25 protein-coding genes are annotated in these 23,887 nt (G+C 64.1%); 16 read left to right on the top strand and 9 right to left on the bottom strand.

Translation table 11 applies throughout. The features are described 5' to 3' along the window. Positions 1 to 206: 206 nt before the first annotated feature. Positions 207 to 905 carry a DUF120 domain-containing protein gene (locus tag AUR64_RS03585; RefSeq protein WP_058580579.1) on the top strand — a complete coding sequence of 233 codons (699 nt, stop codon included), beginning with the start codon at positions 207 to 209 and terminating at the stop codon, positions 903 to 905. Beyond that, on the top strand, positions 905 to 1,609 hold the full coding sequence (gene ribB / locus AUR64_RS03580) for a 3,4-dihydroxy-2-butanone-4-phosphate synthase (RefSeq protein ID WP_058580578.1): 705 nt from the start codon (positions 905 to 907) through the stop codon (positions 1,607 to 1,609). The genes AUR64_RS03585 and ribB overlap by 1 nt, the downstream gene beginning before the upstream one ends. Before the next feature lie 25 nt (positions 1,610 to 1,634). Here the strand turns inward: ribB and AUR64_RS03575 are convergent, their stop codons facing one another. After that, on the bottom strand, positions 1,635 to 2,522 hold the full coding sequence (locus tag AUR64_RS03575; RefSeq protein WP_058580577.1) for an NAD-dependent epimerase/dehydratase family protein: 888 nt from the start codon (positions 2,520 to 2,522) through the stop codon (positions 1,635 to 1,637). A 117-nt stretch (positions 2,523 to 2,639) separates the two neighbouring features. Between AUR64_RS03575 and AUR64_RS03570 the strand changes: the two genes are divergently transcribed. Further along, positions 2,640 to 3,569, top strand: a complete 930-nt coding sequence (locus tag AUR64_RS03570; RefSeq protein ID WP_058580576.1) for a branched-chain amino acid transaminase — start codon at positions 2,640 to 2,642, stop codon at positions 3,567 to 3,569. Between the two features lie 221 nt (positions 3,570 to 3,790). Here the strand turns inward: AUR64_RS03570 and AUR64_RS03565 are convergent, their stop codons facing one another. Together AUR64_RS03565 and AUR64_RS03560 are read right to left on the bottom strand one after the other, a co-directional pair. Next, complete coding sequence (locus tag AUR64_RS03565; protein ID WP_058580575.1) at positions 3,791 to 4,423, bottom strand: DUF502 domain-containing protein; 633 nt, start codon at positions 4,421 to 4,423, stop codon at positions 3,791 to 3,793. A gap of 94 nt (positions 4,424 to 4,517) precedes the next feature. Continuing rightward, a complete protein-coding gene (locus AUR64_RS03560) occupies positions 4,518 to 5,357 on the bottom strand; it encodes a proline dehydrogenase family protein (RefSeq protein WP_058580574.1) in 840 nt (279 codons plus the stop codon). A gap of 102 nt (positions 5,358 to 5,459) precedes the next feature. On the opposite strand from AUR64_RS03560, the gene AUR64_RS03555 reads away from it, so the two are divergent. The 7 genes from AUR64_RS03555 to AUR64_RS03525 all read left to right on the top strand — a co-directional run bounded on the left by AUR64_RS03555 (position 5,460) and on the right by AUR64_RS03525 (position 12,543). After that, positions 5,460 to 6,002, top strand: a complete 543-nt coding sequence (locus AUR64_RS03555) for a CDP-2,3-bis-(O-geranylgeranyl)-sn-glycerol synthase (RefSeq protein ID WP_058580573.1) — start codon at positions 5,460 to 5,462, stop codon at positions 6,000 to 6,002. 202 nt (positions 6,003 to 6,204) lie between these two features. Further along, complete coding sequence (gene pyrE, locus AUR64_RS03550) at positions 6,205 to 6,726, top strand: orotate phosphoribosyltransferase (RefSeq protein WP_058580572.1); 522 nt, start codon at positions 6,205 to 6,207, stop codon at positions 6,724 to 6,726. 98 nt (positions 6,727 to 6,824) lie between these two features. Continuing rightward, on the top strand, positions 6,825 to 7,538 hold the full coding sequence (locus AUR64_RS03545) for a phosphoribosyltransferase family protein (protein ID WP_058580571.1): 714 nt from the start codon (positions 6,825 to 6,827) through the stop codon (positions 7,536 to 7,538). 85 nt (positions 7,539 to 7,623) lie between these two features. Then, positions 7,624 to 9,105: an NCS2 family permease gene (locus AUR64_RS03540; RefSeq protein ID WP_058580570.1), complete on the top strand. Its 1,482-nt coding sequence runs from the start codon at positions 7,624 to 7,626 to the stop codon at positions 9,103 to 9,105. A gap of 117 nt (positions 9,106 to 9,222) precedes the next feature. Further along, the gene (locus AUR64_RS03535; protein WP_058580569.1) at positions 9,223 to 10,653 is read left to right on the top strand and encodes an NCS2 family permease; all 1,431 of its coding nucleotides are present in this window, start codon (positions 9,223 to 9,225) and stop codon (positions 10,651 to 10,653) included. A 95-nt stretch (positions 10,654 to 10,748) separates the two neighbouring features. Continuing rightward, positions 10,749 to 12,194 carry an arylsulfotransferase family protein gene (locus AUR64_RS03530; RefSeq protein ID WP_058580568.1) on the top strand — a complete coding sequence of 482 codons (1,446 nt, stop codon included), beginning with the start codon at positions 10,749 to 10,751 and terminating at the stop codon, positions 12,192 to 12,194. A gap of 94 nt (positions 12,195 to 12,288) precedes the next feature. Continuing rightward, entirely contained in the window at positions 12,289 to 12,543 is a 255-nt protein-coding gene (locus AUR64_RS03525) for a glutathione S-transferase N-terminal domain-containing protein (protein ID WP_058580567.1), read from the top strand. Positions 12,544 to 12,704: 161 nt separating this feature from the next. Here the strand turns inward: AUR64_RS03525 and AUR64_RS03520 are convergent, their stop codons facing one another. Both AUR64_RS03520 and AUR64_RS03515 read right to left on the bottom strand, forming a co-directional pair. Then, complete coding sequence (locus AUR64_RS03520; RefSeq protein WP_058580566.1) at positions 12,705 to 13,046, bottom strand: hypothetical protein; 342 nt, start codon at positions 13,044 to 13,046, stop codon at positions 12,705 to 12,707. A gap of 81 nt (positions 13,047 to 13,127) precedes the next feature. Continuing rightward, positions 13,128 to 14,096 carry a transcriptional regulator gene (locus tag AUR64_RS03515; RefSeq protein WP_058580565.1) on the bottom strand — a complete coding sequence of 323 codons (969 nt, stop codon included), beginning with the start codon at positions 14,094 to 14,096 and terminating at the stop codon, positions 13,128 to 13,130. A gap of 146 nt (positions 14,097 to 14,242) precedes the next feature. On the opposite strand from AUR64_RS03515, the gene AUR64_RS03510 reads away from it, so the two are divergent. Both AUR64_RS03510 and AUR64_RS03505 read left to right on the top strand, forming a co-directional pair. Beyond that, positions 14,243 to 15,523, top strand: coding sequence for a tRNA(Ile)(2)-agmatinylcytidine synthase (locus AUR64_RS03510; RefSeq protein WP_058580846.1), 1,281 nt, complete (start codon positions 14,243 to 14,245; stop codon positions 15,521 to 15,523). 134 nt (positions 15,524 to 15,657) lie between these two features. After that, positions 15,658 to 15,846, top strand: coding sequence for a DUF7511 domain-containing protein (locus AUR64_RS03505; RefSeq protein WP_058580564.1), 189 nt, complete (start codon positions 15,658 to 15,660; stop codon positions 15,844 to 15,846). An 8-nt stretch (positions 15,847 to 15,854) separates the two neighbouring features. On the opposite strand, the gene AUR64_RS03500 is transcribed toward AUR64_RS03505, so the two are convergent. The 3 genes from AUR64_RS03500 to AUR64_RS03490 form a co-directional block, all read right to left on the bottom strand. Further along, the gene (locus AUR64_RS03500; protein WP_058580563.1) at positions 15,855 to 16,637 is read right to left on the bottom strand and encodes a class I SAM-dependent methyltransferase; all 783 of its coding nucleotides are present in this window, start codon (positions 16,635 to 16,637) and stop codon (positions 15,855 to 15,857) included. Positions 16,638 to 16,704: 67 nt separating this feature from the next. Then, positions 16,705 to 17,784 (bottom strand): threonine synthase, encoded by a 1,080-nt coding sequence (locus tag AUR64_RS03495; protein WP_058580562.1) that lies wholly within the window; start codon positions 17,782 to 17,784, stop codon positions 16,705 to 16,707. 220 nt (positions 17,785 to 18,004) lie between these two features. Further along, positions 18,005 to 18,964 carry a succinylglutamate desuccinylase/aspartoacylase family protein gene (locus AUR64_RS03490; RefSeq protein ID WP_058580561.1) on the bottom strand — a complete coding sequence of 320 codons (960 nt, stop codon included), beginning with the start codon at positions 18,962 to 18,964 and terminating at the stop codon, positions 18,005 to 18,007. Positions 18,965 to 19,149: 185 nt separating this feature from the next. Here AUR64_RS03490 and AUR64_RS03485 point away from each other — a divergent pair, with 185 nt between their 5' ends. Then, on the top strand, positions 19,150 to 19,767 hold the full coding sequence (locus AUR64_RS03485) for a DUF7504 family protein (protein WP_155120500.1): 618 nt from the start codon (positions 19,150 to 19,152) through the stop codon (positions 19,765 to 19,767). A 10-nt stretch (positions 19,768 to 19,777) separates the two neighbouring features. After that, positions 19,778 to 21,910, top strand: coding sequence for a hypothetical protein (locus tag AUR64_RS03480; protein ID WP_058580559.1), 2,133 nt, complete (start codon positions 19,778 to 19,780; stop codon positions 21,908 to 21,910). Here the strand turns inward: AUR64_RS03480 and AUR64_RS21210 are convergent, their stop codons facing one another. Next, positions 21,911 to 22,045, bottom strand: coding sequence for a DUF7503 family protein (locus AUR64_RS21210; protein WP_276203528.1), 135 nt, complete (start codon positions 22,043 to 22,045; stop codon positions 21,911 to 21,913). 186 nt (positions 22,046 to 22,231) lie between these two features. Here AUR64_RS21210 and AUR64_RS03475 point away from each other — a divergent pair, with 186 nt between their 5' ends. Both AUR64_RS03475 and AUR64_RS03470 read left to right on the top strand, forming a co-directional pair. Next, a complete protein-coding gene (locus AUR64_RS03475) occupies positions 22,232 to 23,539 on the top strand; it encodes an MFS transporter (RefSeq protein WP_058580558.1) in 1,308 nt (435 codons plus the stop codon). A 48-nt stretch (positions 23,540 to 23,587) separates the two neighbouring features. Then, positions 23,588 to 23,875: a DUF7536 family protein gene (locus AUR64_RS03470; RefSeq protein ID WP_058580557.1), complete on the top strand. Its 288-nt coding sequence runs from the start codon at positions 23,588 to 23,590 to the stop codon at positions 23,873 to 23,875. Positions 23,876 to 23,887: the final 12 nt, after the last annotated feature.

The raw sequence follows: 23,887 nt of genomic DNA, 5'->3' as shown, positions 1-23,887 counted from the left end.
CGAGGGTCGGATAAATGTATTTCCGAACCAATGGACGAAGCTGTCACACGGTAGCTGGTAACGTATCACCGCGACCGATGAACTTAGATGTGAGAAGGTCATTACGTTCGGTAGGCAGTACTTTTCGACAGTAGACCCCGCATAACACATCTGAGACGCATCTCAGATTCGTCATACTTATGCGGGCGGCGACCGGAGTGAGACGTATGCCAGAAACGGTAGTCGCCGTCGGCCACGACGAAGTGGCCGCGTTGAAGCACGTCGCTCTCGATGGCGGATTAGCCGGCCCCGTCAAAGTCTCCTGTGCCGGACTCGCCGAGCGACTCGACGCGTCCAACCAGACGGCGTCACGCCGCCTCCAACGGCTCGACGAGGCCGGACTCGTCGAACGCGACATCGTCAGCGACGGACAGTGGGTGTCGATAACCGACGACGGCGAGGCCGCACTCCGCGGCGAGTACGCCGACTATCGCCGCATCTTCGAAGACGACACCGAACTCACCCTCGAAGGAACCGTCACCGGCGGGATGGGCGAAGGTCGCCACTACATCTCGCTGTCGGGGTACATGGCGCAGTTCGAAGAGCGCCTCGGCTACGAACCGTTCGCGGGGACGCTCAACGTCGAACTCACCGACGAGTCGGTCCGCACCCGCGCCGGGATGGCGAACCTCGACGCCGTCCCCATCGACGGCTGGGAGGACGACGAACGGACGTTCGGCCCTGCCGCCTGTTACGCAGCGACGGTCGAACACGAGGGGTCGACGTACGAGACGGCCCACATCATCGTTCCCGAGCGAACCCACCACGACGAGCGCCAACTGGAGATTATCGCCCCCGAGAAACTCCGCGACGTCCTCGGATTAGAAGACGGAACGACGGTCACAGTCTACGTGGAGGACGTCTGATGACCCAACGCGCGAGCGACGACGCGACGACGAGCACGGACGGTGGCGTTCGAACCGCAGTCGACGCGTTCCGACGCGGCGAACCGGTGCTCATCCACGACTTCGACGACCGAGAGGGAGAGACCGACATCGTCTACCCCGCGGGCGCGGTGACGCCGACGGCCGTCTCACACCTGCGAAACGACGCCGGCGGACTGGTCTGTGCGGCGCTCTCGGATGCCGTTGCCGACGCCGTCGGCCTGCCGTTTCTCGACGACGCCCTCGACCACCCGAGCGCCGGCGACCACGACCTCAGATACGACAGTCGGTCGTCGTTCTCGCTGCCGGTGAACCACCGCGACACATTCACGGGCATCACCGACGAGGACCGCGCGCTCACGATTACGAAACTCGCCGAAGCGGCGACGGCAGTCGACGCAGAGGCCGTCGAATACGGCTCCGACGAGTTCGCCGCCGAGTTCCGCTCGCCCGGCCACGTCAACCTGCTCCGGGGTGCGCCCGAGTTGCTCGCGGACCGACGCGGCCACACCGAACTCGGACTCGCACTCGCTGCCGAAGCGGACCTCCCCGCTGCGGTGGTCGTCTGTGAGATGCTCGACGACGAGAGCGGCAGAGCACTCTCGCCCGCTGACGCCCGCGCGTACGCCGACCGCCGCGGCTTCGTCTACCTCGAAGGCCAACAGTTGGTCGACGAACTGGCGTAACCGAGCGTTGTTGTTTCTCCGGTCGTCACTCCCCGCGCCAGCGACGCGTCGGCTCCCACCCAAGCATCCGTCTCGCCTTCGACGTATCGACGAGGCTCTCGTAGCCCGATAGTTCCCCTTGCACCTCGGCGTCCGGATACAGTTCCGCGGCTAACTGAGTCGTCGGGCAGTCCACCGTCGTCTCCGCGGCGGCCACCCAGAACGTCTCGTAGCCCTCGAAGTCGGCTTCGAGACAGCGACGAAACGCGTCTGCGAGGTCGTCGAGGTAGACGTACGCGAACAGGGTGTTGCGCGCCGAGTGAAAGAAGGACGCCTCGCGGAGCGTGTCGAGCGAGCGGTCGGCGTCGACGAGCGTCTCTCGCATCTGCTCGTCGTCCATGGCGATGGGGAATCGGAGGGCGCTCACCGTCTGCGGCCCGTCGTTTCGGCGGGCGATGCCTTCGGCCGTCTGCTCGAGCACTCGCTTACCGAGTGCGTACGGGTCCCGCGGGTCGACTGGGTGTGACTCGTCGACCGGGAGGTAGTCGAGTCGAACCGGGTCCGGGTCGAAACCCGCGCCGAGAGCGCTCATGCTCGACGCGACGGCGACGCGGCCGACTCCGAGGTGCTGGCAGGCTTCGAGCACGTGGTAGCTACTCATTACGTTGCTCTCGAAGGTGACGTGACCCGGACCGGAGTCGGGTCGTGGGACCATCCCGAGGTGAACGACGGCGTCGGCGTCGCTGGCTGCGAGCGACCCGTACACCTCACCGGCGTCGAGGAGGTCGGTTCGGCGGTAGCCGTCGGCGACGGACTCGCGCCGCGAGCCACGACTGATATTCACGGTCCGATAGCCGTGGTCGCACAGATGTGTGAGGACCGCTCGGCCGACCTGTCCGTTGCCACCGGTGACAGCGACGGTTTCGAGAGACATGCGTCGAACTGCGGGTTCCGGTGACATAGACCCTCTCCCGGCGAGAGGTCGAAGAGAGGAGGACAGACCGTGAAGAATACGGGGTGTTTTATACAGTCACCCGCGAATGGACCCGTCATGGGCTTCGACGAGATGGACGTCGACACCATCTGGATGAACGGCGAGTTCCTCGACTGGGACGACGCGAACATTCACGTGCTGTCGCACGGCCTCCACTACGGGACGGGTATCTTCGAGGGCGTTCGCTGCTACGACACCGAGAACGGACCGGCTATCTTCCGGTGGGACGAACACCTCCAGCGGTTCTACGACTCCACGAAACCGTACGACATGGAGATTCCGTACGAGCCGTCCGAACTGACCGAGGCGACGCTCGAACTCCTCCGTCGCCAGAACCTCGAGAGCTGTTACATCCGGCCGATTGCGTACTACGGCTACGACTCGCTGGGCGTCAGTCCCGGCGACTGCCCGACCGACGTGGCTATCGCTGCGTGGCCGTGGGGCGCGTACCTCGGTGAAGACGCGCTGGAGAACGGCATCGAAGTGATGGTCTCTTCGTGGCGCAAGCACGCCTCCAGCCAGATTCCGACGAACGCGAAGACGACTGGGCTGTACGTCAACAGCCTGCTGGCCGGCGAGGAAGCACGGCGCAACGGCTACGCCGAGGCCATCGTCCTCAACAAGGAGGGCAACGTCGCCGAAGGGCCGGGCGAGAACATCTTCCTCGTCCGCGACGAGACCATTTACACGCCGGGACTCTCCCAGAGCATCCTCGACGGCATCACCCGCGACACGGTCATCAAACTGGCCCGCGAACGCGGCTACGAAGTCGACGACAGCGCCGTTATCAGTCGTGGCGAACTCCACACCGCCGACGAACTGTTCTTCACCGGCAGCGCCGCAGAAGTGACCCCGATTCGGCAGGTCGACAACGTCCAAATCGGCGACGGGTCGCGCGGGCCCGTCACCGAAGAACTGCAGTCGGCCTTCTTCGACCTCGTGGAGCGTCGCACCGACGACCACGAGGAGTGGTTCGACTACATCTAATCAGAGACGGGGCAGGGGCGAACAGGCGAGACGTACGGTAGTTCTCGTGTCGACTCTGCATCGAGGTGTCTCGCGCACCCGCCTCGGCCTCGACGCAGCGTTTACTCAACGCATGCTGGCGGATTGCGCCGTCATCGTATTTCAACCGTCGCAGCGACAGCGCCGAGTGATAGCGGGTCTCCGACGCGCAGAAACAGTCGTGGGAAAGGACGCACCGGCCGTCAGTCGTCGTTCGTCCGTTTGATGTCGTCGACGGACATCTCGTCGATGACGTCGATGTCGATACCGGGGTCCGACTCCTCGGCGAATCCGGCGCTGAGGATGCGCGTCAAGGCTTCTTCGACGCGTTCGTCTATCTCTTCGACTCGCTCTTCTTCGACTTCGATGACGAACCCGGAGGTGATGTTCGGAGCGGTCGGCAGAAAGAGCACGACACGACCGTCGTCGGTTCGCTTACCGGTTTTGAACGCGGTCATGCGGAGGCCGTTCCACGTCTCGATGCGAACGGGGGTTTGGAGTTCTTCGGTGCCGGTAAGCGCGGTTTCGACCGCGAGTTTGGAGGCGTTGTACAGCACGCGGATGAGCGGGACCTGATTCATCGCGGCGTCGATACCGTCCTCGACGAGGCGGCCGAACGTCGTCCGCATGAGATACCCCACCGAGAACACGAGCATGAGAAAGATGATGAGAATCGTCAGTACCGCAACCGCTTCCGACTCTATCTGCCCGACCAAGTACTCGATAATCGGGAGGTCGGCTATCTGCTGATAGAACCAGTTGAGAACGAGCAGGATAACCAGGAGGGGCGTGAGGACCACGAGACCGCTCGCAAAGTCGCGTTTCCACGTAGACATTCTCAAACGACACTCCGACCGGCGGGGTTAAGAGGTCTTCTACCGAGTCGCTCGTTTCTGCTGAGACGAGCGACCCAACTGGGTCGACCGAGCCTCAGACGCCCGCGATGGCGCGGAGGGCGAACAGCGCGTTCTCCTTGCGTTCGCGGATTCGCCGGTAGAAGTACGAGAACCACTTGCCGCCGTAGGGCGCGTACTGCCACACCTCGTAGCCGTCTTCGGCGAGTTCTCGCTGTGCGTCCTCACGGACGCCCATCAGCATCTGGAGTTCGAAGTCGGTGCCGTACTCGTCGTGAAGGTCGGTGGCGTACTGAATCATCGCCGGGTCGTGGCTGCCGACGGCGATGCCGCCGTCGAACTCCTGAAACATGAACTCCAGATTCTCGCGGTAGGATTCGTTGACGTCGGCTTTGTCCGTGTACGCGATGTCTTCGGGTTCGTCGTACGCGCCTTTGACGAGACGGACCTTCCCGGGCACGTCGACGAGGCGTTCGAGGTCGGTTCGCGTCCGCCGAAGGTTCGCCTGAACGCAGACACCGACGTTGCCGCCGGTCGCCTCCGCGAACGTCTCGTACGCCGACAACGTCGCGTCGGTCGTGTCGTGGTCCTCCATGTCGACCCAGACGAACTCGTCGTGTTCGGCCGCGGCGTCGGTGATGCGTTCGAGGTTCTCGCGGAACACGTCCTCGCCGATGTCGAGGCCGATTTGGGAAGGCTTGACCGAGACGCAGGCGTCGAGGTCGGTCCGACCGAGGTCCGAGAGGAGGTCGACGTACGCGGTGGCGTCGGCGTCGGCCGGTTCTCGGCTGTCGTAGTGTTCGCCTAACAGATTGAGGATGACCTTTACGCCGTCGGCGTTCGTCCGCCGGGTGTGTTCGAGCGCCGTTGCTGGCGTCTCACCCGCGACGAACCGACCGGCGATGGGCGGAATCATGCAACTCAGTTACGACCACCCTGTTATCAGCGTTATCCTCTCGGAAGTTCGGCCGTGACCTGACAGGAGAGCGGTTAAATGCTGTCGCTGAGTGGCCGCCGTATGGTCATCTCGCAACTCGTCTCTGCGGTCTGGTCGATGCTGCCCGCGTACGTACCGAACAACGCCGCCGTGCTCTCCGGCGGTGGCGACCCGATAGACGGCGGTCGCACGTTAGGCGGCCGTCGACTACTCGGCGACGGCAAGACGTGGCGCGGGACCGCCGTCGGCAGCGTCGTCGGCGTCGTTCTCGCCGTCGTTCTCAATCTCGTCCGCGAACGCGCGGAGACGAAACTCGGCGTCTCGCTGCCCGAGTTCAGCCTCGGTGGGGCCGTCGGCCTCTCGGTGGGCGCGATGCTCGGCGACATCGCGGCGTCGTTTCTCAAGCGTCGAACGGGCCGCGAGCGCGGTGCTTCGTTCCCACTCGTTGACCAACTGGACTTCGTCGTCGGTGCGCTCGGATTGGCGAAACTGCTGTCGCCGTCGTGGTTCTCGCGCACCTTCACGCCGGTTCGGCTCGTCGTCGTCGTTCTCGTCACGCCCGTGCTCCACCTCGTGACGAACGGCATCGCCTACCTGCTCGGTTTGAAAGACGAACCCTGGTAAGCGACCTTTTGCGCTACGGGGCGGCTTCTCCGCCCCTCGGCAAAAGCTCGGCCAAAAGCACTCGTCGCTCACTTCGGTCGCTTTGCGACCTCCGTTCGCTTCTCGGCCCGCTCGCTCGTTTCACTCACTCGCGGTACGGAGACCGATGTCTCACCGCCGCCAACCGGCCCGTTTATCACGCTCGCCCGACCCACACCGACCAATGGCGAAAGAGGAACTCATCGCAGCGCTTCGCGACTCGGAGGCGGTCAGATACGGCGAGTTCGAACTCTCCCACGGCGGGACGAGCGACTACTACGTCGACAAGTACCTGTTCGAGACCGACCCGCGGTGTCTCCAACTCGTCGCCGAGGCGTTCGCCGAACGTGTCGACGACGAGAAACTCGCAGGCGTCGCTCTCGGCGCAGTGCCGCTGGTCGCCGTCACGTCCGTCGAGACCGACCGACCGTACGTCATCGCCCGCAAGAAGGCCAAGGAGTACGGCACCGCAAAGCGCATCGAAGGTCGCCTCGACGAAGGAGAGGAAGTACTGGTGCTCGAAGACATCGCAACGACCGGACAGAGCGCCGTCGATGCGGTTAAAGCACTGCGCGAAGCGGGAGCGACGGTGGACCGCGTGCTCGTCGTCGTCGACCGCGAGGAAGGTGCCGAAGAACTGCTCGCCGAACACGACATCGAACTCCAGTCGCTTCTGACCGCGACAGACCTGTTGGCGGACCGATAACCGGCGTTTCACAAGGCGACTGACAACCACACCCGTGCGTAAATCCGCGGTCGAGTATATCGAAGTGTTCATTGTTGTGCAAAGGCGAAACGCGGAGTATGAACAGAGCCGAGAAGGCCGCCCTCCAACTGCAGGCGGTCGCTGTCCTCCGGATGTTGAAGGAGACGCGTACGTACGACGAACTCTCGTCGGTGACCGGACTCCCGGCCGGTGACCTCAATCGCTACGTCAACGGGCACGTCCTCCCCGGGAGCGAACGCGCCCGCGAAGTCGTCGAAGGCGTCGGCCGCGACGCGCTCTCGTCGGAACTGGAAGCGCGCGTCCGCTTCGACGACGAGGGCTACGTCGACAACTCCGGTGTCGTCTTCGACCAGTCGTTTCTCGACCTCGTCGCACCCGTCGCCGCCAACAGTTTCGGCTTCGAGCGACCCGACGTGATTCTCACCGCCGCCACCGACGGCATCACCCTCGGTGCGGCGATGGCGCGGTACTTCGACGCCCGACTCGCCTACGCCAAAAAATCGAAAGAGACCGCCGTCGAGGAGTTCATCGAGTCGCGCCAGCGTCTCGCTTCGGGCATCGAACTCACCTACTATCTCCCCGCCAGCGCGCTCTCGTCGGGTCAGCGCGTTCTCGTCGTCGACGACCTGATTCGCTCCGGCGAGACCCAAGAACTGCTGTTGGACATCGCCAAACAGGCCGATACGACCGTCACGGGCGTGTTTGCGCTCATCGGCGTCAGCGACAAAGGACTCGGCCGAGCGCGCGAACTCACCGACGCACCCGTCGGCGCGCTGACGACGCTGGACTGAGCCCGAAACACACGTTCTTGCATAGCCGTCTGCCTTCGATAGCAACGTCTATACGAACGCTTCCACTTCGATGGCAGGGTAACCGATGGAAAAACAGGACGCAGCAGACGAATCGCAGCGCCGAGTCGACCCGTCGGCGACGGGCGTTGAACGAGCGCTCGAATCGCGGTTCGGTGTCGTCGCACGCGGAAGCGACGCACGGACCGAAGTGCTGGCGGGGCTGACGACGTTTCTGACCATGAGTTACATCGTCGTCGTCAACCCGGCGATACTCGCCGGCATACCCGGCGAGAAACCGGGTATCGTGCTTCCGGGCTACGGCGTCGCCGAGGTACAGGCGATGATTGCGGTGGCGACGGTTCTCGCCGCTGCGACCGGAACGCTCGTGATGGCCCTGTACGCGAACCGCCCGTTCGCGCAAGCACCGGGGATGGGCCTCAACGCGTTCTTCGCGTTCACCGTCGTCGGAGCGCTGGGCGTCCCGTGGCAGACGGCGCTGGCCGCCGTCGTCGTCGAAGGCCTACTCTTCGTAGCGATGTCGGCGGTCGGCGCGCGTGAGTACGTGCTGGGGGTGTTCCCGAAACCCGTCAAGTTCGCTGTCGGGACCGGTATCGGGCTGTTTCTCGCCATCATCGGACTTCAGGAGATGCGGGTGGTCGTCGCCGACCAGTCGACGCTCGTCACCCTCGGTGCCGTCGCCGCCGACCCGGTGGCGATGCTCTCGGTGGCCGGACTGTTTCTCACCGTCGCGCTGTACGCGCGCGGCGTTCGCGGCGCTATCGTCCTCGGACTGCTCACGACGACGGTCGCGGGAGCCGTCGCGGCGTTCACCGGCGTCGTCGACCCGGGCGTTCTCGCGGTCGACGCGGTTCGGACGGGCAGCGTCGACCTCGCGGCGCTGCCCCCGGTAACCTACGACATCACGCCGCTGGCGGGCGCGTTCGTCGCCGGACTCTCGACGGTCGACCCCGCGACGTTCGCGCTGGTCGTGTTCATGCTGTTCTTCGTCGACTTCTTCAACACGGCGGGGGCGTTGACCGGCGTCGCGCAGGTGTCGGGCGACCTCGACGAGAACGGTGACGTTCCCGACGCCGACGAGGCGCTGATGGCCGACGCCGTCGGCACCACCGTCGGCGGGATGCTCGGCACCTCCACGGTGACGACGTATATCGAGTCCGCCGCGGGCGTCGAGGAGGGTGGCCGAACCGGCCTCACCGCGCTGGTCGTCGGCTTGTTGTTTCTCGCGTCGCTCGTACTCGTCCCGCTGGCCGCGGCGGTGCCGTTGTACGCCTCGCACATCGCCGTGGTCGTGGTGGGCATCCTCATGTTCAGAAACGTGGTGGATATCGAGTGGGACGACATCACCCACGCGGTCCCGGCGGCGTTCACGATTCTGGTGATGCCGTTTACTTACTCCATCGCCTACGGCATCGCCGCCGGTATCGTCTCGTATCCGCTCGTCAAACTCGCTGCGGGTGAAGGAGACGAGACGCGAGCGGGTCACTGGGCGCTTGCGGGCGCGTTCGTCGTTTATTTCTACCTGCGAGCGGGCGGCATCGGCGTCTGAGCGGTCCGGCACTCTACCCCGGAGCCGGAATTTTTCGACAGAGTCGTATCCGCATAGATGCACAACTATGCACGATTAGATGGTAATTCTTAAGTCGATAATGCATCATCGACCAACATGGGGTTACTGGATTCGTACTTCGAATTCGAGGAGCACGGGACAGACTTACGAACGGAGGTTCTCGCGGGCATCACGACGTTCCTGACGATGAGTTACATCGTCGTCGTCAACCCGCAGATTCTGAGCGCGGCCATCGACGTGGGGAACCGAACCGACGCGCAGACGGTGCAGATGCTCGCCGTCGTGACGCTCATCTCGGCGGCGGTGGCGACGTTCGTGATGGCGCTGTACGCGAAACGGCCGTTCGCGCAGGCGCCCGGCTTAGGGTTGAACGCCTTCTTCGCCTTCACCGTCGTGTTGGGACTCGGGATTCCGTGGCAGACGGCGCTGGCCGCCGTCGTCGTCGAAGGACTGCTGTTCATCTTTCTCACCGCTATCGGCGCGCGTGAGTACGTCATCAACCTCGTTCCGGAACCCGTCAAGTTCGCCGTCGGCGGTGGTATCGGCCTCTTTTTGGCCATCATCGGGTTGCAGGCGATGCGCGTCGTCGCCGGCGACGCGTCGACGCTCGTCACGTTCAACCCCGTTTTCGCACAGGACCCCGTCGCCATCATCTCCGTCGTCGGTCTGTTCGTGACGTTCGCGCTGTACGCTCGCGGCGTCCGCGGTTCTATCGCGCTCGGTATCGTTCTCACCTCGGTCGTCGGCTACGCGGCGTCGGCGCTGGGGTACAACGCCTTCCCCGCCGACCAAGCACCGCAGGGGACGACGCTTCTCTCCTCGTCACTCGTCGGTGATACGACGCTCACCTACGACCCCGCGGGCTACGATATCACTCCGCTCATCGGCGCGTTCATCGAAGGGTTGTCAAACGTCGACGCGCTCGCCTTCTCGCTCGTCGTCTTCACGTTCTTCTTCGTCGACTTCTTCGACACGGCCGGAACGCTCGTCGGCGTCGGTCAGACCGGTGGCTTCCTCGACGAGGACGGCAACCTGCCCGACATCGACCAACCGCTGATGGCCGACGCCGTCGGCACCACCGTCGGCGGGATTCTCGGAACCTCCACGGTGACGACGTACATCGAATCCTCCACCGGTGTCGAGGAGGGTGGCCGGACCGGGATGACCGCGCTCGTCGTCGCGCTGTTGTTCGTCGCGTCGCTGGCGCTCGTCCCGCTGGCGGCGGCGATTCCGCAGTACGCCTCTCACATCGCGCTCGTCGTCGTCGCGGTGCTGATGCTTCGCAACGTCGTCGACATCGCCTGGAACGACATCACGCAGGCGGTGCCCGCGGGGCTGACCATCCTCGTGATGCCGTTTACGTTCTCCATCGCGTACGGCATCGCCGCCGGCATCATCTCGTATCCGCTCGTCAAACTCGCGGCCGGTGAAATCGACGACGTGGGCGTAGGTCAGTGGGCACTGGCGGCCGCGTTCGTCTTCTATTTCTTCGTTCGCACCAGCGGTGTTCTCGCCGGGCAACTGTAGTCTCGCCCGGCCTCGGGATATCGAACGAGAACGCCGCTGAACCGACCGGCGGCGTGAACATCAACTTTCATAGCAGTAACGACTAATCGAAGGGCATGGATATGCCCTCCACACGGTGGATACTGCGAGCGCTCGTCGCGTTCGCAGTCGTCGGTCTGTTCGTCCCGGCCGGCATGGCCGCCGTCACGTACGACCCCGACGACGAGACGTCGCTGCAGCGCGGAACCGTTACCGACCGCGCCAACGGGTCGACGGTCATCAGCGTCCAAGGATTTCACTTCCAAGGCGAAGGGAACCGCAAGAAGCCCGCACGGCTGGTTTCGGTCGACGAACGCGGTGAGACCGAGTGGGTGTACGACGGCGAGAAACGCGGTGCGACGTGGTTCTACGACGTCGACCCGCTCGACAACGGAAATCTGTTCGTCGTCTCGACGCGCCCCGGCAAGACGCTCACCTACGAACTGAACCCCGAAACGCAAGAACGCGTCTGGGAGGAGGAGTTCGACATCGTCGACACCCACGACGCGACGATGCTGAACGACGAGGAGATAGCCGTCGCCAACATGCGCGAGTGGAACGATTCGGCGGGCCGCAGCGACGACCGAATCTTCATCTACAACCGTACGACCGACGAGATTACCTGGGAGTGGTATTTCCGCGACCACTACGACATCAACACCGACGGCGGGATGAACGACGACTGGTCGCACGTCAACGACATCGAAGCCGTCGGCGACGAGCATCTGTTGCTCTCGCCGCGGAACTTCGACCAAGCCATCCTCGTCAACCGAACCAGCGGCGAGATAGACCTCCGACTCGGGTCCGACGACAACCACGACGTGCTCAACGAGCAGCACAACCCCGACTTCATGATGAGCGAGGACGGCAACCCCGTCATCCTCGTCGCCGACTCCGAGAACCACCGCGTCGTCGAGTACGAGTACGTCGACAACGACTCCGAGAGCAACGCGAGCGGAAACGTGTCGCAAGCGGTGAGCAGCGACGGCGAGTGGGTCCAGACGTGGGAAGTCGGTGAAGGCCAACTGACGTGGCCGCGCGACGCCGACCGCCTGCCGAACGGCAACACGCTCATCACCGACACGATGAACCACCGCGTCATCGAGGTGACGCCGCAGGGCGAAATCGTCTGGGAGTACTACGCGACGTGGGGGCCGTACGACGCCGAACGCGTCGCCCACGGGGGCGGGTCGAACGGCCCGACGACGAGCGACATGGGGACCGAAGGAAGCTACGAACTCTCCGGTAGCGCCGGCATCTCGCCGGGCGAAGGTGACCGCGTCTCCTTCAGTAACTGGATTGTCGGCCCGTTCCTCGACACGCCACTCGAAGAACCGGTCGGCGAGTTCGCAACGGTGTGGGGCCACCTCACGCCGTGGATTCGGCCGGCGTGGCTCTCCAGTTGGGGCTTCGTCTACGCCGTGCTCGGCGCACTGCTACTCGCCGGCTGGGCCGCGGCCGAACTCGTCGTCAACCGCGGTCACATCCGACGACGCGTCGCGGCAACGCGCCAGCGACTGTAATCGGGACGACTCGAAGGCAGACAGTCCTCCACCGTGTGCGCGCCCGCTGCACGCACCCGGTGGGCTTTATTTTCTGGCGACCCAACGTCCGGTGATGTCCGACCTCGTCCTGTACGAACTTGAGGGCTGTCCGTACTGCGCGAAAGTGAAGAACAAACTCGCCGAACTCGACTTGGAGTACGAGTCGAAGATGGTCCCGCGCTCGCACTCCGAGCGCACCGAAGTGAAGGAAGTGAGCGGACAGACCGGCGTTCCCGTACTCGTCGACGAGGAACACGACGTTCACGGGATGCCCGAAAGCGACGACATCGTCGCGTACCTCGAAAAGACGTACGGGTCGGCGAGCTAAACCGCGAGCGACCGAAGAGAGCGAGCGGCTTTTTTCGCCCAGGTTTTTGCGCCGAGCGGTCCGCTTTGCGGACCCGAGGCGGAAAAAGGTGGACGTAGATGCCCGAAAGCGACGACATCGTCGCGTACCTCGAAAAGACGTACGGGTCGGCGAGCTAATCGCTACCGCCCGACTTCTCTGGCCGTCTCGTAGCTCCGGCGGACGAACGGCACCAACGATTCGAGTTCGTCCGGCGAGATACACACCGTTGACCACGTCTCCATGACGCCCGTCTCGCCGCGGAACGGGTCGACGAACCACCCGTTTTCGAGCGCCGCCCGTGACTCGGCCGTGAGGTCCGTAAGTGCCAAGCGCATCCCGTCGACGACGGCGAACGGTCGGGTTCCGACGCAGTACGTCGCGTAGCCGTGTCGATAGTCTACTTGGACGTTCGGCCACGACAGGACGAGATTTTCGAAGGCTTCGCTCAGCCGCCCCGACCGCTCGGCACTCGGGTAGACCATGTGTTCACATACAACACGCGAACGCAAGAACTCGCCGTCGGTCCGCCATTCGGACTGTCCAGAAAATCGGGCGTTCGACGCTCAGTCCGCCGGTTCGTCGGCGCGTTCGCGGATGAGGTCGCGGACGTCGTCGGGGTCGGTCATCGCTTCGAGTTCGTCACAGCCGACGAGCGCCGTCCCTTCGACCGAGTCGCGCTTGGCGCGTTTCTCGACGAAGTACACAGAACGCGTTCGCGTGACTTCACCGAGCGAGGACATGATGCGGGCACGCTTCTCGGCGGAGCGGGTGAACGCCGAGTGGCCCGTCAGGAGGTTCTCCTCGCTGCTGCCACTGTCCTCGCCGACGGCTTTGAACGGCGCGCGCGCCGTCGGATGCATATCGAAGCCCGCGCGGGTGAGCACGGTGACGACGTGGGCGTCCTCCGGGTCGGCTTCGGGGTCCTGCGGCGTCGGGTCGGCGTCGTGGACCTCGTCGGCCCCATCGAGTACCGAGACGGGCGTGCTGAACGGCTGCTCGAACAGCTCTTCTAACTGGATGGCCACGTCGATACTGGCGTTCATCCCGTCTTCGTACTTCGAGACGGTTCGACGCGAGACGCCGAGTTCGGAGGCGAGGCGGCCGAGACTCCAACCACGGCGCTCGCGTTCGTCGGCGAGCAGGTCGCCGTCGATGTCGACGTACAGTCCGCCCGGAGCGGCGTAGATGAGCGGCGGCACCTCCTCGATGAACAGGTCGTACGCCGTGTCGGGGTTGAACACCGGAACGCCGTGGCGGAAGTACACCACGCCCGGCTTGAGGTCCTCGTCGCGGGTCCGCATGCCGAGCACCATCGGCGTCGCCGAGAGGTAGTTGCCGAGGCGGCGCATCTCCGCGCCCGTGATGGCGTCGAAGGCGTCGATGTTCCCCAGAACCTTCAGAAGGAGGAGGTCCTCGCCGCGGCGAGCGGCGAGGTCGAAGCTCTTCGGGCGAACTGCACAGCGTTCGCTGACGACGAAGTCGGCGTCGCGCAGCATCGCGGTGACGTTCCCCAGCAGAGCGGAGCGGGACATGGGGGGTAATAAGCCCGTCCACCTACATAGGCGTTTCGCCGACCACCTGCCCGCCGTCGGTCGATTACTTTCACGCATGGCCGGTAGCGTTAAGTGAAGAACAACGACCCGAAAGCGGGATGTGGCCCACCCGACAATCGCCGACAGTGACAGTCATCGGCCTCGACGACACCGACTCCCGAGAGCAGGGAATGTGTACGACGTACGCGGCGACGCTCGTCGCCGATGCGGTTCGGGAGGTCGGCGGGCACGTCGAACGCCGGCTTCTGATTCGGCTCAACCCCGCAGTGAAGCACAAAACGCGAGGAAATGCCGCGTTGGCGATTCACACCGACGTGTCACCCGAGACAGCCATGGAACTCGCCTCGTCGGTCGTCGACCGTCTTGCAGTCGGTGACGACCCCCGAACGAGTCCCGGCGTCGTCGTCGCCGACGACGACCCGACGGCGGTGTCCGAATCGATTCAGCAGTTCGCGCGCGACGGCGTCCGCGAGTTCCACACGACCGACGATGCAGTGAAACTCGCCGAGGCGGCAGGCTACCGACACCGCGGGTGGCACGGTGGCCGCGGACGCATCGGTGCGCTGGCGGCCGTCGGCGCGTGGGCGGCGTTCGAGGAGTGGACGTACGAGCGCATCTCGTATCGTGAGTTCGAGCGCTGTGGAACGCCCCGGGACGTCGACGTCGATTCGGTGTTCGCCGCCGCGGAGGCCGCCTACCCACAGGCGTGGGACACCGTCGACACCGAGGAAGGGCAGGCGGTCTGCGTGCCGAACGCGCCCGGCCCGATTCTGTACGGTATTCGCGGTGACGACGCCGAGTCGGTCGAACGTGTCGCCGCCGCCATCGAGAGCGAACCGGTCGAACGGACGGCGCTGTTTCTGACCAATCAAGGGACGGACGCCCACTTACGCGCTGGAACGCTCGATAGCGTCGAAGATGGGCGGGCCTACCGCCTCGACGGCCGCGTGTACGCCGAACCTGAGACGCGGGCGGGAGGGCACGTGTTCGTGACCCTCGAAGGTGACGAAAGCGAGGGGGGCGAGACGCTCCCCTGTGTCGCCTTCGAACCGACGAAGCGCTTCCGTAACCGGGTCCGGGCGCTTCGAACGGGCGACGAACTCACCGTCTGCGGCGAGGTATCGAACGGCACGCTGAAACTGGAAAAGTTCGCCGTTCGGACGCTGAACCGGGTCGAGAGGGTCGTTCCCGACTGTCCGGACTGCGGCAGTCGGATGGAGAGCGCCGGTCGAAATCAGGGATACCGCTGTCGGGACTGCAAGACGACGCAGGCGGGAAAAATCGAACAGTACGTCGACCGTGACCTCGAAGAAGGCTGGTACGAAGTGCCGCCTTGCGCGCGCCGACACATCGCAAAACCGCTCGTCAGAGGCGGGTTCGACACGCCGACGCATCCCGAACGGTAACGAACTCGCACGCGAGCGAAACTCGGCGTAACGGTTCTTTCCGACGAGTACATCGGAGGTTACGCCGCAGTAAATACAACCGTACAGTCGGTAGCGAGTCGATAGTAAAGACCGAGGGTCTCTAAGCACTAACCGTGACAAACGAGTGGAAAACTCCCCCTGAGCTCTCGTGGCTGTTCGAAGTCGACCACGTTATCTCGCCAAGCAGTTTCGGCCCCGACCGGTGCACACTGTTTCCAGCGGACGCGACCGACGAAGAACTGCTCAGCACGTGGGTGTCGGCCGACGAGGGCGCGTACATCCCTCTCGACGAGATGCTTTGAGCGACGGGTTACACCGGATTCCGCGCGACGAATAGCCCGACGTCCTTGGCGATATCGAAGACGCCGCCGTCCATCCGTGACTCGACGAGACGAGCGAACGCCTCAGCGTTCTCCGATTCGACGATGTTCCCGGACAGTGCGTACGCGACCACCGGTTCGGCCGCCGTCACGCGAAGCGAGTTGTCGTGTCGTCGCACCTCGACTGTCTCGAAGCGCTCTCGAATCTGTGCACCTCCGTTTTCGAGCGTAAAGCGCGAAGAGACGCGAAACGGACTGTCTCCGCCGTGGTGTTTTTCGACGACCGAGTGCAGTTCTTCGAGATTCGATTCGCCGTTAGTCGCTGCGTAGAACACGCCGTCGGGACGGAGTATCCGGGCGATTTCCGAAATCGCGTGCTCGCGGTCGGCGACGTGGTACAGCATGTGGTTGGCCGTGACCACGTCGAACGAATCCGCCGCAAAGGGAATCGACGCGGCGTCGACCTGCGCGAACCGAAATCGCCCATCTTCGGGGAGTGCCGACCGCGCCTCACGGACCATCCCACCCGAGAAATCGGTGACGAACACGTCTATTTCGGGAACTCTACCGACGTTTTTGCGCCAGATATGTGCTGGCCCCGCACCCAGTGAGAGCACGCGCGCACCCGACGAGAACTCGAACTGGTCGAACAGCCACTCGTGGAGGTCCTGTTCTGCAGTGCTGTAGTCGCGGTGGAGTGCGACCCGGGCGTCGAGGTTCGAAGCGTCGGCGTACTGTTCGGCGAGGGTGTCGGGGTCCGTCCAGTCGGGCATCGACGACCTGTTTTCGGTGCGACACGAAAAATCCATCCGCCACGCTCGGAACGTCGAATCGACTGTTCTACTGCTTCAACCCGCTCCCCGTGAGCGGAACGACCACGTCGCTGTCGGCGTCGAGGACGCCGCGTTCGCGGTACGCTCGGAGTGCGGCGGGTGCGACCGCACAGGTCGGTTCGGTGTAGAAGCCGTTGCGATGGAGTTCGGTGAGTTCGTCGGCGACAACCGATTCGCCGAGGGCGATAGCGTCACCGTCTGTGTCGTCGATGGCGCGAAGAATCGCCTCCCGCTGAACCGGTTCCCGAATCTGGATGCCGTCGGCCACGTCGTTGCTTTCTTCGGCAGTTTCGTCGTGTAACTCCGCCGCGATTGGGGCGTAGCCCGCGGCCTGTGCGCCGAGTAGTTTCGGCATTCGGTCGGTCCATCCGGCGTCGTAGAGGGCGCGAAAGCCGGAGTAGGCACCGAGAAACAGCGTCCCGTGACCGAGCGGCGTGACCACGGCGTCGGGTACGTCCCAGTCGCGCTGCAGCGCCGTCTCGTAGGCGAACGTCGCCGTCCCGGCGAAGAACGCGGGATTCCACGCGTGGCTGGCGTACCAGCCGTCGCCGGAGTCGCCCGCCGAGAGGCAGGCGTCGGTCACGTCTTGGCGCGAACCTTCGACTCGGACCGGCGTCGCACCTGCCCGTTCGATAGCGCGGAGTTTCGACTGTTTGACCGACGCCGGGACGTAGATTTCGGCGTCGATACCGGCGCGGGCGGCGTAGGTGGCGATTGCCGCGCCCGCGTTACCCGAGGAGTCCTCGACGACGGTGTCGACGCCGAGTTCCGCCGCCCGCGACAGCGTCGTCGTCGCGCCGCGGTCTTTGAAACTGCCTGTCGGGAAGACGTACTCCAACTTGAACTGGGCGTTCCACTCGTCGCTTTCGACGAGCGGCGTCATCCCCTCGCCGAGCGAGACGCGGCGTTCGACGGGTAGAAACTCCGAGAACGACCAGAGGCCGTCGCGGGCGTCGAACGACGACGGGCCCGGCGCAGGGCCGTCGGGAAGCGGACGCTCGGCGAAGTCGAGGGGATGGCCGCACTCACAGCGCCAGCGGTCCTCGTAGCTTCGGCCGCAATCTGGGCAAGAGAGGTGGCTCGTCATACAGCCGTAACCAGTGCCTACGCACCAGTAACTGACGGTTTGGACGGTGTAGGCGGAGCGTAGAAGTCCCAAGCAGGACGACCGCGAGCGAACGGAGTTCTCGTGAGCCGGAGACGAACGAGAGCTTGGGAGAGCTTCGCTCTCCCGGCGTGAGCGAACGGGCCGAGGAACCCTCGAAGGCGCGAATCGCTTTTCGATGACAGCGCAAAAGGTGAGTGTTTTAGACCGAATCGATGTTCACACCGACCGAGCAGACGTACTCGCCGGAGGCGACCTGCGGGAGTCGCCGCGAGCGCCAGAAGATACCCGCGTTGTCGGCGGTGACGCGGCCTTTCAGTTGACCGAACACGTCGGTCACCTCGAACAGCGTCTGACCAGCGGAGACGCGGTCACCGAGGTCACACTGGAAGTCGACGAGGCCGCCGGCAGGCGACCCGTATTGGTCGAAGCCGCCAGCGCGGGTCTGGGGTTCGGAGTCCACGTCGCCATCGAGGAAGCCGTAGCCGTGGAGCACGTTGAACACACCCCGGACGCCGAGGCGGATGCTCTCGTCGTCCCATCCGACACAGCCGCCGAGTTCGGGGTCGATAGTCGGAATCCCCTCGTCGGGACCCGCGCGGGCGAGTTGCCCGTCCGGTCCTTTCTGGTCGAGAATGTAGCCACAGCCGAACGTCTTCGCCAGTTCGAGACACTCACGGTGCAGGCGGTGGCGCGGACCGCAGCGAACCCGCACCTCGTTTATCATTCGACTCGTCGAGCCTTGGTGGAGGTCGAGAATGATGTCGGCGCGAGTCGCCGCCTCGAACGTCGCCGCCGCGATTCGTTCCGTCGAAGTGCCGTTGCGGTCACCGGGGTACGCCCGGTTCATCTTCGTGTCGTCGATGGGGTTGCGGTGCTGGGCGACCTGAAACGCGTGGTAGTTGACGATGCCGACGACGAGTATCGTCCCCGACAGCGTCGAGGGGTCGATTTGGGGGATGGACTGTTGGACGACGCCGACGCCGTTGAGTTCGTCGCCGTCGCTTGCCGCCTGAATATAGAGCGTCTTACCGTCACGAGCGCCGTTTATCACCGCGACGGGAAGCCCGACCGGACTGCCGTCGCGTGCCTCACCGACCTCCAGTCGGCCCGTGTCGAACTCGCCAGGGGCCGCGCTCGCAGTTCCGAGCGTCGTCGTCATTGGTCGATGGACGGACGCACCTACCTTTAGGGGTTCGGTCCCCGCGAGTGAGTCGCCGGGTCGGCAGGCGAAATCAGGTCGTTGATTCCAAATCTTTATCATATACGTTAACTAACAAAAGACAAATGCGTGCCGAGGGTCGAAGTCGCGGAGAGGAGTCGGTAGATTCCCTCCGAGCGGAGCTGATGCGGTTGAAAGACCGAGGCTGCAACATCCTCGTCACAGGTGGGGTGTCGGAGTCGGTGACGGTGCGGGCGACACAACGGTTGCTCGGGTCGCCCGTCGAGAAGCGGAAACGGCTCGTGACACTCACCGATACGCCGACGAAGGGTATCGACGCGCGCCTTCCCGTCGGCGTCTCCACAGACGACGCCGACGTACGGGTCGTCGAACGCGAACGCGTCGAGCGGTCGGCCGCCGAGAGCGTCGACCGGAACGGCCAGCGTGGCGACGCCGAACTCCGCCACCTCGAACTCGATATCTCGCGTGCAATCACCTCGTTGGACGACGGCAGCGGGTTCGGACCGAGCGAACTTCGACTGTCGGTCGATTCGTTGGGTGCGCTCTCCGAACAGCACCGGACCGAGCCGCTCCGTGAGTTTCTCCGGCGTGTCTGTGCGACCATCGAGGACCGCCGTGGGATGGGTCACTACCACCTCTCGGTGGCCGACGACAGTCCCCGAGTAAGTCGGTTCGCGCATCTGTTCGACGCGCGCATCGAACTCCGCCAGCGCGAACCGTACGGCCCCGAACAGCGATGGCACGTCCCCGGATACGGAACGACGGGGTGGATACAGATATGAGGGGGCAGTCGTGACGGCGTTGCACTGCGTCCCTGCGGAGAATCGAGACGGAATCTGTCTGGTCGACAGCATCGAGAACGCGCGGTTCGAACTGTACACACCCGAACCGGCCACGCCGGTCGAAGCCAGCGCCTCGGCGTTCTGTTTCCCGGTCGATTTCGCGGTCGAACTCCACACCGCCTCGCTTCGCTTACCGAAGTTGGCGGGCGCAATCGTGCGGATGCAGGATGGGCGGACCGTCACACAGTCGATGAATCGCAACGGGCTTTCGCTCGACGCCGACGGCTACGACATCGAAGTGACGACCGCACCGATGAAACTGTTCGTCGCCGTCGACGCCGCCGTCTCGATACGCTACGACGAGCGAAGTACGGTTTTCGAGTTCGGCGAACCTACGCAGGTGTACGTCGGTGCGCGGTCGTTCCACGAGCGACCGGCGGGCACGATTGCGACCCCCGACGACCCCGAGGAGACGATGCGCGCCATCTCGCTTCTCGGGTCGGCGCTGAAGACGACGACGCCGGAACGGTCGTTCCCGACGCTGCGTGGCCATCCACCACTCGTCGAACGCGGGGAGTCGTTCGAGGCCCCCGCTCACCTCGAAAGGCCGGAGACAGGCGTAACATTAGTGCTTCCGCCGGAACGCTCGACGGTGTACGCCAGCGCGCCCTTGGCGTACTACCTCGGTGCGACGGTCGTTCCGGGGTCGGAGGCCCGACTCGACGCCGCCGGCCGGTCGTTCCCGCTCGCACCCGATGGCGATGTCGAGGGTGAACTCGGGCGGACGCTCCGGCAGGTGTTCTTCTTGGACTGTCTCACGCGGACAGAAGGGTACTACCCGGTCGACCTCCACGAGCGTCACACCGTCGAGTCGGCGTTCGACGTGACGTTCGATTCGTTGTACGAGTTGCCGCTGGACGAACGACTCGCGGCGTATCTCTCGATACCCTTTGCCGAGCTCGAACCGCATCTACCGGCGTGGAACCTCACGACGGACGTTCGACCGACCGCCGAGAACGTCGAGATGCTCCCGTTCGTCGCCAACGACCTCTCGTTGGTTCGGTGTCCCGACCGGTTGTCTTTGACACCGCCGGACCCCGAACCGAAGGCGGTGACCGACTTCTTCCGACGAAGCGAACCGGCGCCTGCAGGGGAGCCAGCGGCCGGAGGGAGCGCAACGGCTACCGAAACAGCGGAAACGTTCGTCCGCGGCGCGTCCGAGACGAACGAACCCGAGGAGATAGTCCATCCACGGCCGGCGGAGACCGTCGAACACGCGTGGGTCGGCGAGGGGTTTCCGCTGGGTGCGAGCAAGGCGACGGCGGCCTCCTACCGACGCCGTCTCGAACGGGACGTCTCCGACCGGACGAGCATCGACATCACCGTCGTCTGTAACGACGAGCAGATGCGCGAGGAGGGCGTCGTCGCCGAACTGTACGGTCTCAGAGACCTGCTACAGTTCGAAATCGACATCCAGTACGACCTCACTTGCGAGGAACTCGCCGAGGTACTGTCGCGGCCGACGAACTTCCTGCACTACATCGGCCACGTCGACCACCGCGGGATGCAGTGCGCCGACGGCTTTCTCGACGCACAGGAACTCGACGCGGTGGCCGTCGAGTCGTTCCTGCTCAACGCCTGTAGTTCGTACAGACAGGGCGAAGCGCTGGTCGACGCCGGAAGCTACGGCGGCGTCGTGACGCTCTCGGACGTAGCGAACTCGACGGCGACGAAACTGGGACAGACCCTCGCACGGTTGCTGAACTGCGGCTTTACGCTCCGGTCGGCGTTGGTCATCGCCCAACGCGAAGTGTTCACCGGGAACCGATACATCGTACTCGGCGACGGAGGGTTGTCGTTGTGCCAGAACGAGACGGGAGTTCCGAGCGTGCTCACACTGCAAAAGAAAGAGGACGAACGGTTCGAGATTGGCGTAGACTACTATCCAGCGGGTTCGTCTGACCTCGGGTCAATCGTGAAGCCGCTCATCGAAAGCGTTGACAGGTACTATCTTGCCGCCTCGAAAGTTGGCGAGTTCGAGGTCAAATCCACCGAGTTGCAGGAGTTCCTCGGTATGGAGCGAGTGCCAGTGAAAATGGACGATACGCTCCAGTGGAGCGACGAGATGGACGTACGCGACTGACTACGGGCCTTTGATGCAGAACGCGTTGTTCGCCGCCACAGCGCCCGCCTGTGAGAGAAGCAGGGTCATCGTGAACAGGACGCCAATCATTCGTGGGTGGTCGCGCAGGTAGGTTGCGAGTGGGTGTTCGCTCATGTACATCTACCACGAGATGCGGTAACATGATTTAATTAACTAAAATAATCTTATAAATTTATAGTGCTAAAAACTCCAACAGATTGGACGTGAGAGTATCGTCTACAGTGACGAAAAGATATCTGTGGAGAACGCAATAGGACTCCGTGGCAGAGCAGTTTTGCGCCCCGAAACGAATGAAAAAGCATGCAGCAGCGCGAAGACGCCGACCCGCTCTCGCCGTTCAAGCAGTTTTTCGCACTGGAAGGTGACGTTCTCGTACTCTCGGTGGCGATGTTCGCGTTCAGCCTCGGCTTTCAGATGACCGGTCGGTACATGCCGCGCTATCTGAGCGTCATCGGGGCAGGAAGCGTCGTTATCGGTCTCTACGGTAGTTTCGGAAACCTCATCAGCGCCGTCTACCCGTACCCCGGCGGCGCGCTGTCGGACCGCATCGGGTCGCGCGTGGCGCTGACGCTGTTCGGACTGACGTCGACGCTGGGTTTTCTGCTCTGGTACGGCGCGGATTTCGTGAAGAACGTCGCCGTCGGCCCGACGAATCTCGCCGTCGTCGTCGTCTTTTTCGGACTGGTGCTCTCACAGGCGTGGAAGTCGTTCGGACTCGGCGCAACGTTCGCCATCGTCAAGCAGAGCGTCCCCGCGGACCGTCTCGCAACCGGATTTGCGAGCACCGAGACGTTTCGACGGACGGCGTTTCTGCTCGGACCGCTCATCGCCGCCGGACTGTTGGCGTCGTACACCTTCGAGGTCGGATTCGGCTACGTCCTCTTGGTCGCCGCCGGATTCGGCCTTCTCGCCACCGCCGCCCAGCATCTGCTCTACGACTCCTCGGAGGACAGTTTCGGCAAGTCGTTCGCAGGGGTGAGTGCTATCGTCTCCGACCTCCGAGGGCTTCCCGACCCGCTTCGCCCGCTTCTCGTCGCGGACACCCTCGTTCGCTTCGCCAACGGGATGGTGTACGTGTTCTTCGTCATCGTCGTCACCGAACTGTTCGACGTGGGAGTGACGCTCCCGGTCGTCGGGTCACTCGACGCGGACGCGTACTTCGGGGTGCTTCTGGCAATCGAGATGGCCGTCGCGCTGTTGGTGATGGTTCCGGTCGCCAACCTCGCGCGTCGAGTCGGCCTCAAACCGGTCGTTGCGCTCGGCTTCGCCGTCTACGCGGTGTTCCCGGCGATGTTGATTCTCGCACCCCAGGTCGTGACGGTGAACGCCACGGTACTCGCGCTTCTGTTCGTCTTCTCCGGACTTCGCTTCGCCGGCCTGCCCGCGCACAAGGCGCTCATCGTCGGCCCCGCCGAACGCGACGCCGGCGGCCGGGTCACGGGGTCGTACTACCTCGTGCGCAACGCGGTGACGATTCCGAGCGCCGTCGTCGGCGGGTGGCTGTACGCCTCGTCGCCGACGCTGGCGTTCAGTGTGGCGACGGTCGTCGGCGTCGCCGGGACGGCGTACTTTCTCGTCTTCGGCGAGGAGTTCGCCGCCTACGCGTAGCGGCCCCGGAGCGACGAGATTTTGACCGACTGTCACCATACTCTACGCGTGAGCGACGTTCCAGAACGGCCCGAGTCGGGCGGCCTCGTGCAAGCGCTGTCGGTTCCACAACACGCGAAAGTCGGCGTTCTTGCGGGCGTGGCGCTGGCGCTCTGTGCGTATCTGTTCCGCGTACTCGAACTGTTCGGGCCGTTCGGGGGAACCCAAGAGTTTCCGTTCGTCGGCCCGGAAGGCTGGTTTCTCCTCCTCGCGTTCGTCCTCGCCACGACGACGGCGATGCTCGTCACCGCCGCGTTGACCGTCGTCTCGGCGCTTCGACTGGCGCGTGACCTCTGAACCAGAGAGCGT

It is taken from the genome of Haloprofundus marisrubri, from assembly GCF_001469955.1.
In the GTDB taxonomy this organism is placed as follows: domain Archaea; phylum Halobacteriota; class Halobacteria; order Halobacteriales; family Haloferacaceae; genus Haloprofundus; species Haloprofundus marisrubri.
This window is presented reverse-complemented; position numbering and strand designations above follow the sequence as displayed.

Coding starts and splice junctions, on each gene's coding strand:
- AUR64_RS03585 (WP_058580579.1), top strand. CDS start 207: ATGCCAGAAACGGTAGTCGCCGTCGGCCACGACGAAGTGGCCGCGTTG.
- ribB (WP_058580578.1), top strand. CDS start 905: ATGACCCAACGCGCGAGCGACGACGCGACGACGAGCACGGACGGTGGC.
- AUR64_RS03575 (WP_058580577.1), bottom strand. CDS start 2,522: ATGTCTCTCGAAACCGTCGCTGTCACCGGTGGCAACGGACAGGTCGGC.
- AUR64_RS03570 (WP_058580576.1), top strand. CDS start 2,640: ATGGGCTTCGACGAGATGGACGTCGACACCATCTGGATGAACGGCGAG.
- AUR64_RS03565 (WP_058580575.1), bottom strand. CDS start 4,423: ATGTCTACGTGGAAACGCGACTTTGCGAGCGGTCTCGTGGTCCTCACG.
- AUR64_RS03560 (WP_058580574.1), bottom strand. CDS start 5,357: ATGATTCCGCCCATCGCCGGTCGGTTCGTCGCGGGTGAGACGCCAGCA.
- AUR64_RS03555 (WP_058580573.1), top strand. CDS start 5,460: ATGGTCATCTCGCAACTCGTCTCTGCGGTCTGGTCGATGCTGCCCGCG.
- pyrE (WP_058580572.1), top strand. CDS start 6,205: ATGGCGAAAGAGGAACTCATCGCAGCGCTTCGCGACTCGGAGGCGGTC.
- AUR64_RS03545 (WP_058580571.1), top strand. CDS start 6,825: ATGAACAGAGCCGAGAAGGCCGCCCTCCAACTGCAGGCGGTCGCTGTC.
- AUR64_RS03540 (WP_058580570.1), top strand. CDS start 7,624: ATGGAAAAACAGGACGCAGCAGACGAATCGCAGCGCCGAGTCGACCCG.
- AUR64_RS03535 (WP_058580569.1), top strand. CDS start 9,223: ATGGGGTTACTGGATTCGTACTTCGAATTCGAGGAGCACGGGACAGAC.
- AUR64_RS03530 (WP_058580568.1), top strand. CDS start 10,749: ATGGATATGCCCTCCACACGGTGGATACTGCGAGCGCTCGTCGCGTTC.
- AUR64_RS03525 (WP_058580567.1), top strand. CDS start 12,289: ATGTCCGACCTCGTCCTGTACGAACTTGAGGGCTGTCCGTACTGCGCG.
- AUR64_RS03520 (WP_058580566.1), bottom strand. CDS start 13,046: ATGGTCTACCCGAGTGCCGAGCGGTCGGGGCGGCTGAGCGAAGCCTTC.
- AUR64_RS03515 (WP_058580565.1), bottom strand. CDS start 14,096: ATGTCCCGCTCCGCTCTGCTGGGGAACGTCACCGCGATGCTGCGCGAC.
- AUR64_RS03500 (WP_058580563.1), bottom strand. CDS start 16,637: ATGCCCGACTGGACGGACCCCGACACCCTCGCCGAACAGTACGCCGAC.
- AUR64_RS03495 (WP_058580562.1), bottom strand. CDS start 17,784: ATGACGAGCCACCTCTCTTGCCCAGATTGCGGCCGAAGCTACGAGGAC.
- AUR64_RS03490 (WP_058580561.1), bottom strand. CDS start 18,964: ATGACGACGACGCTCGGAACTGCGAGCGCGGCCCCTGGCGAGTTCGAC.
- AUR64_RS03485 (WP_155120500.1), top strand. CDS start 19,150: ATGCGGTTGAAAGACCGAGGCTGCAACATCCTCGTCACAGGTGGGGTG.
- AUR64_RS21210 (WP_276203528.1), bottom strand. CDS start 22,045: ATGAGCGAACACCCACTCGCAACCTACCTGCGCGACCACCCACGAATG.
- AUR64_RS03475 (WP_058580558.1), top strand. CDS start 22,232: ATGCAGCAGCGCGAAGACGCCGACCCGCTCTCGCCGTTCAAGCAGTTT.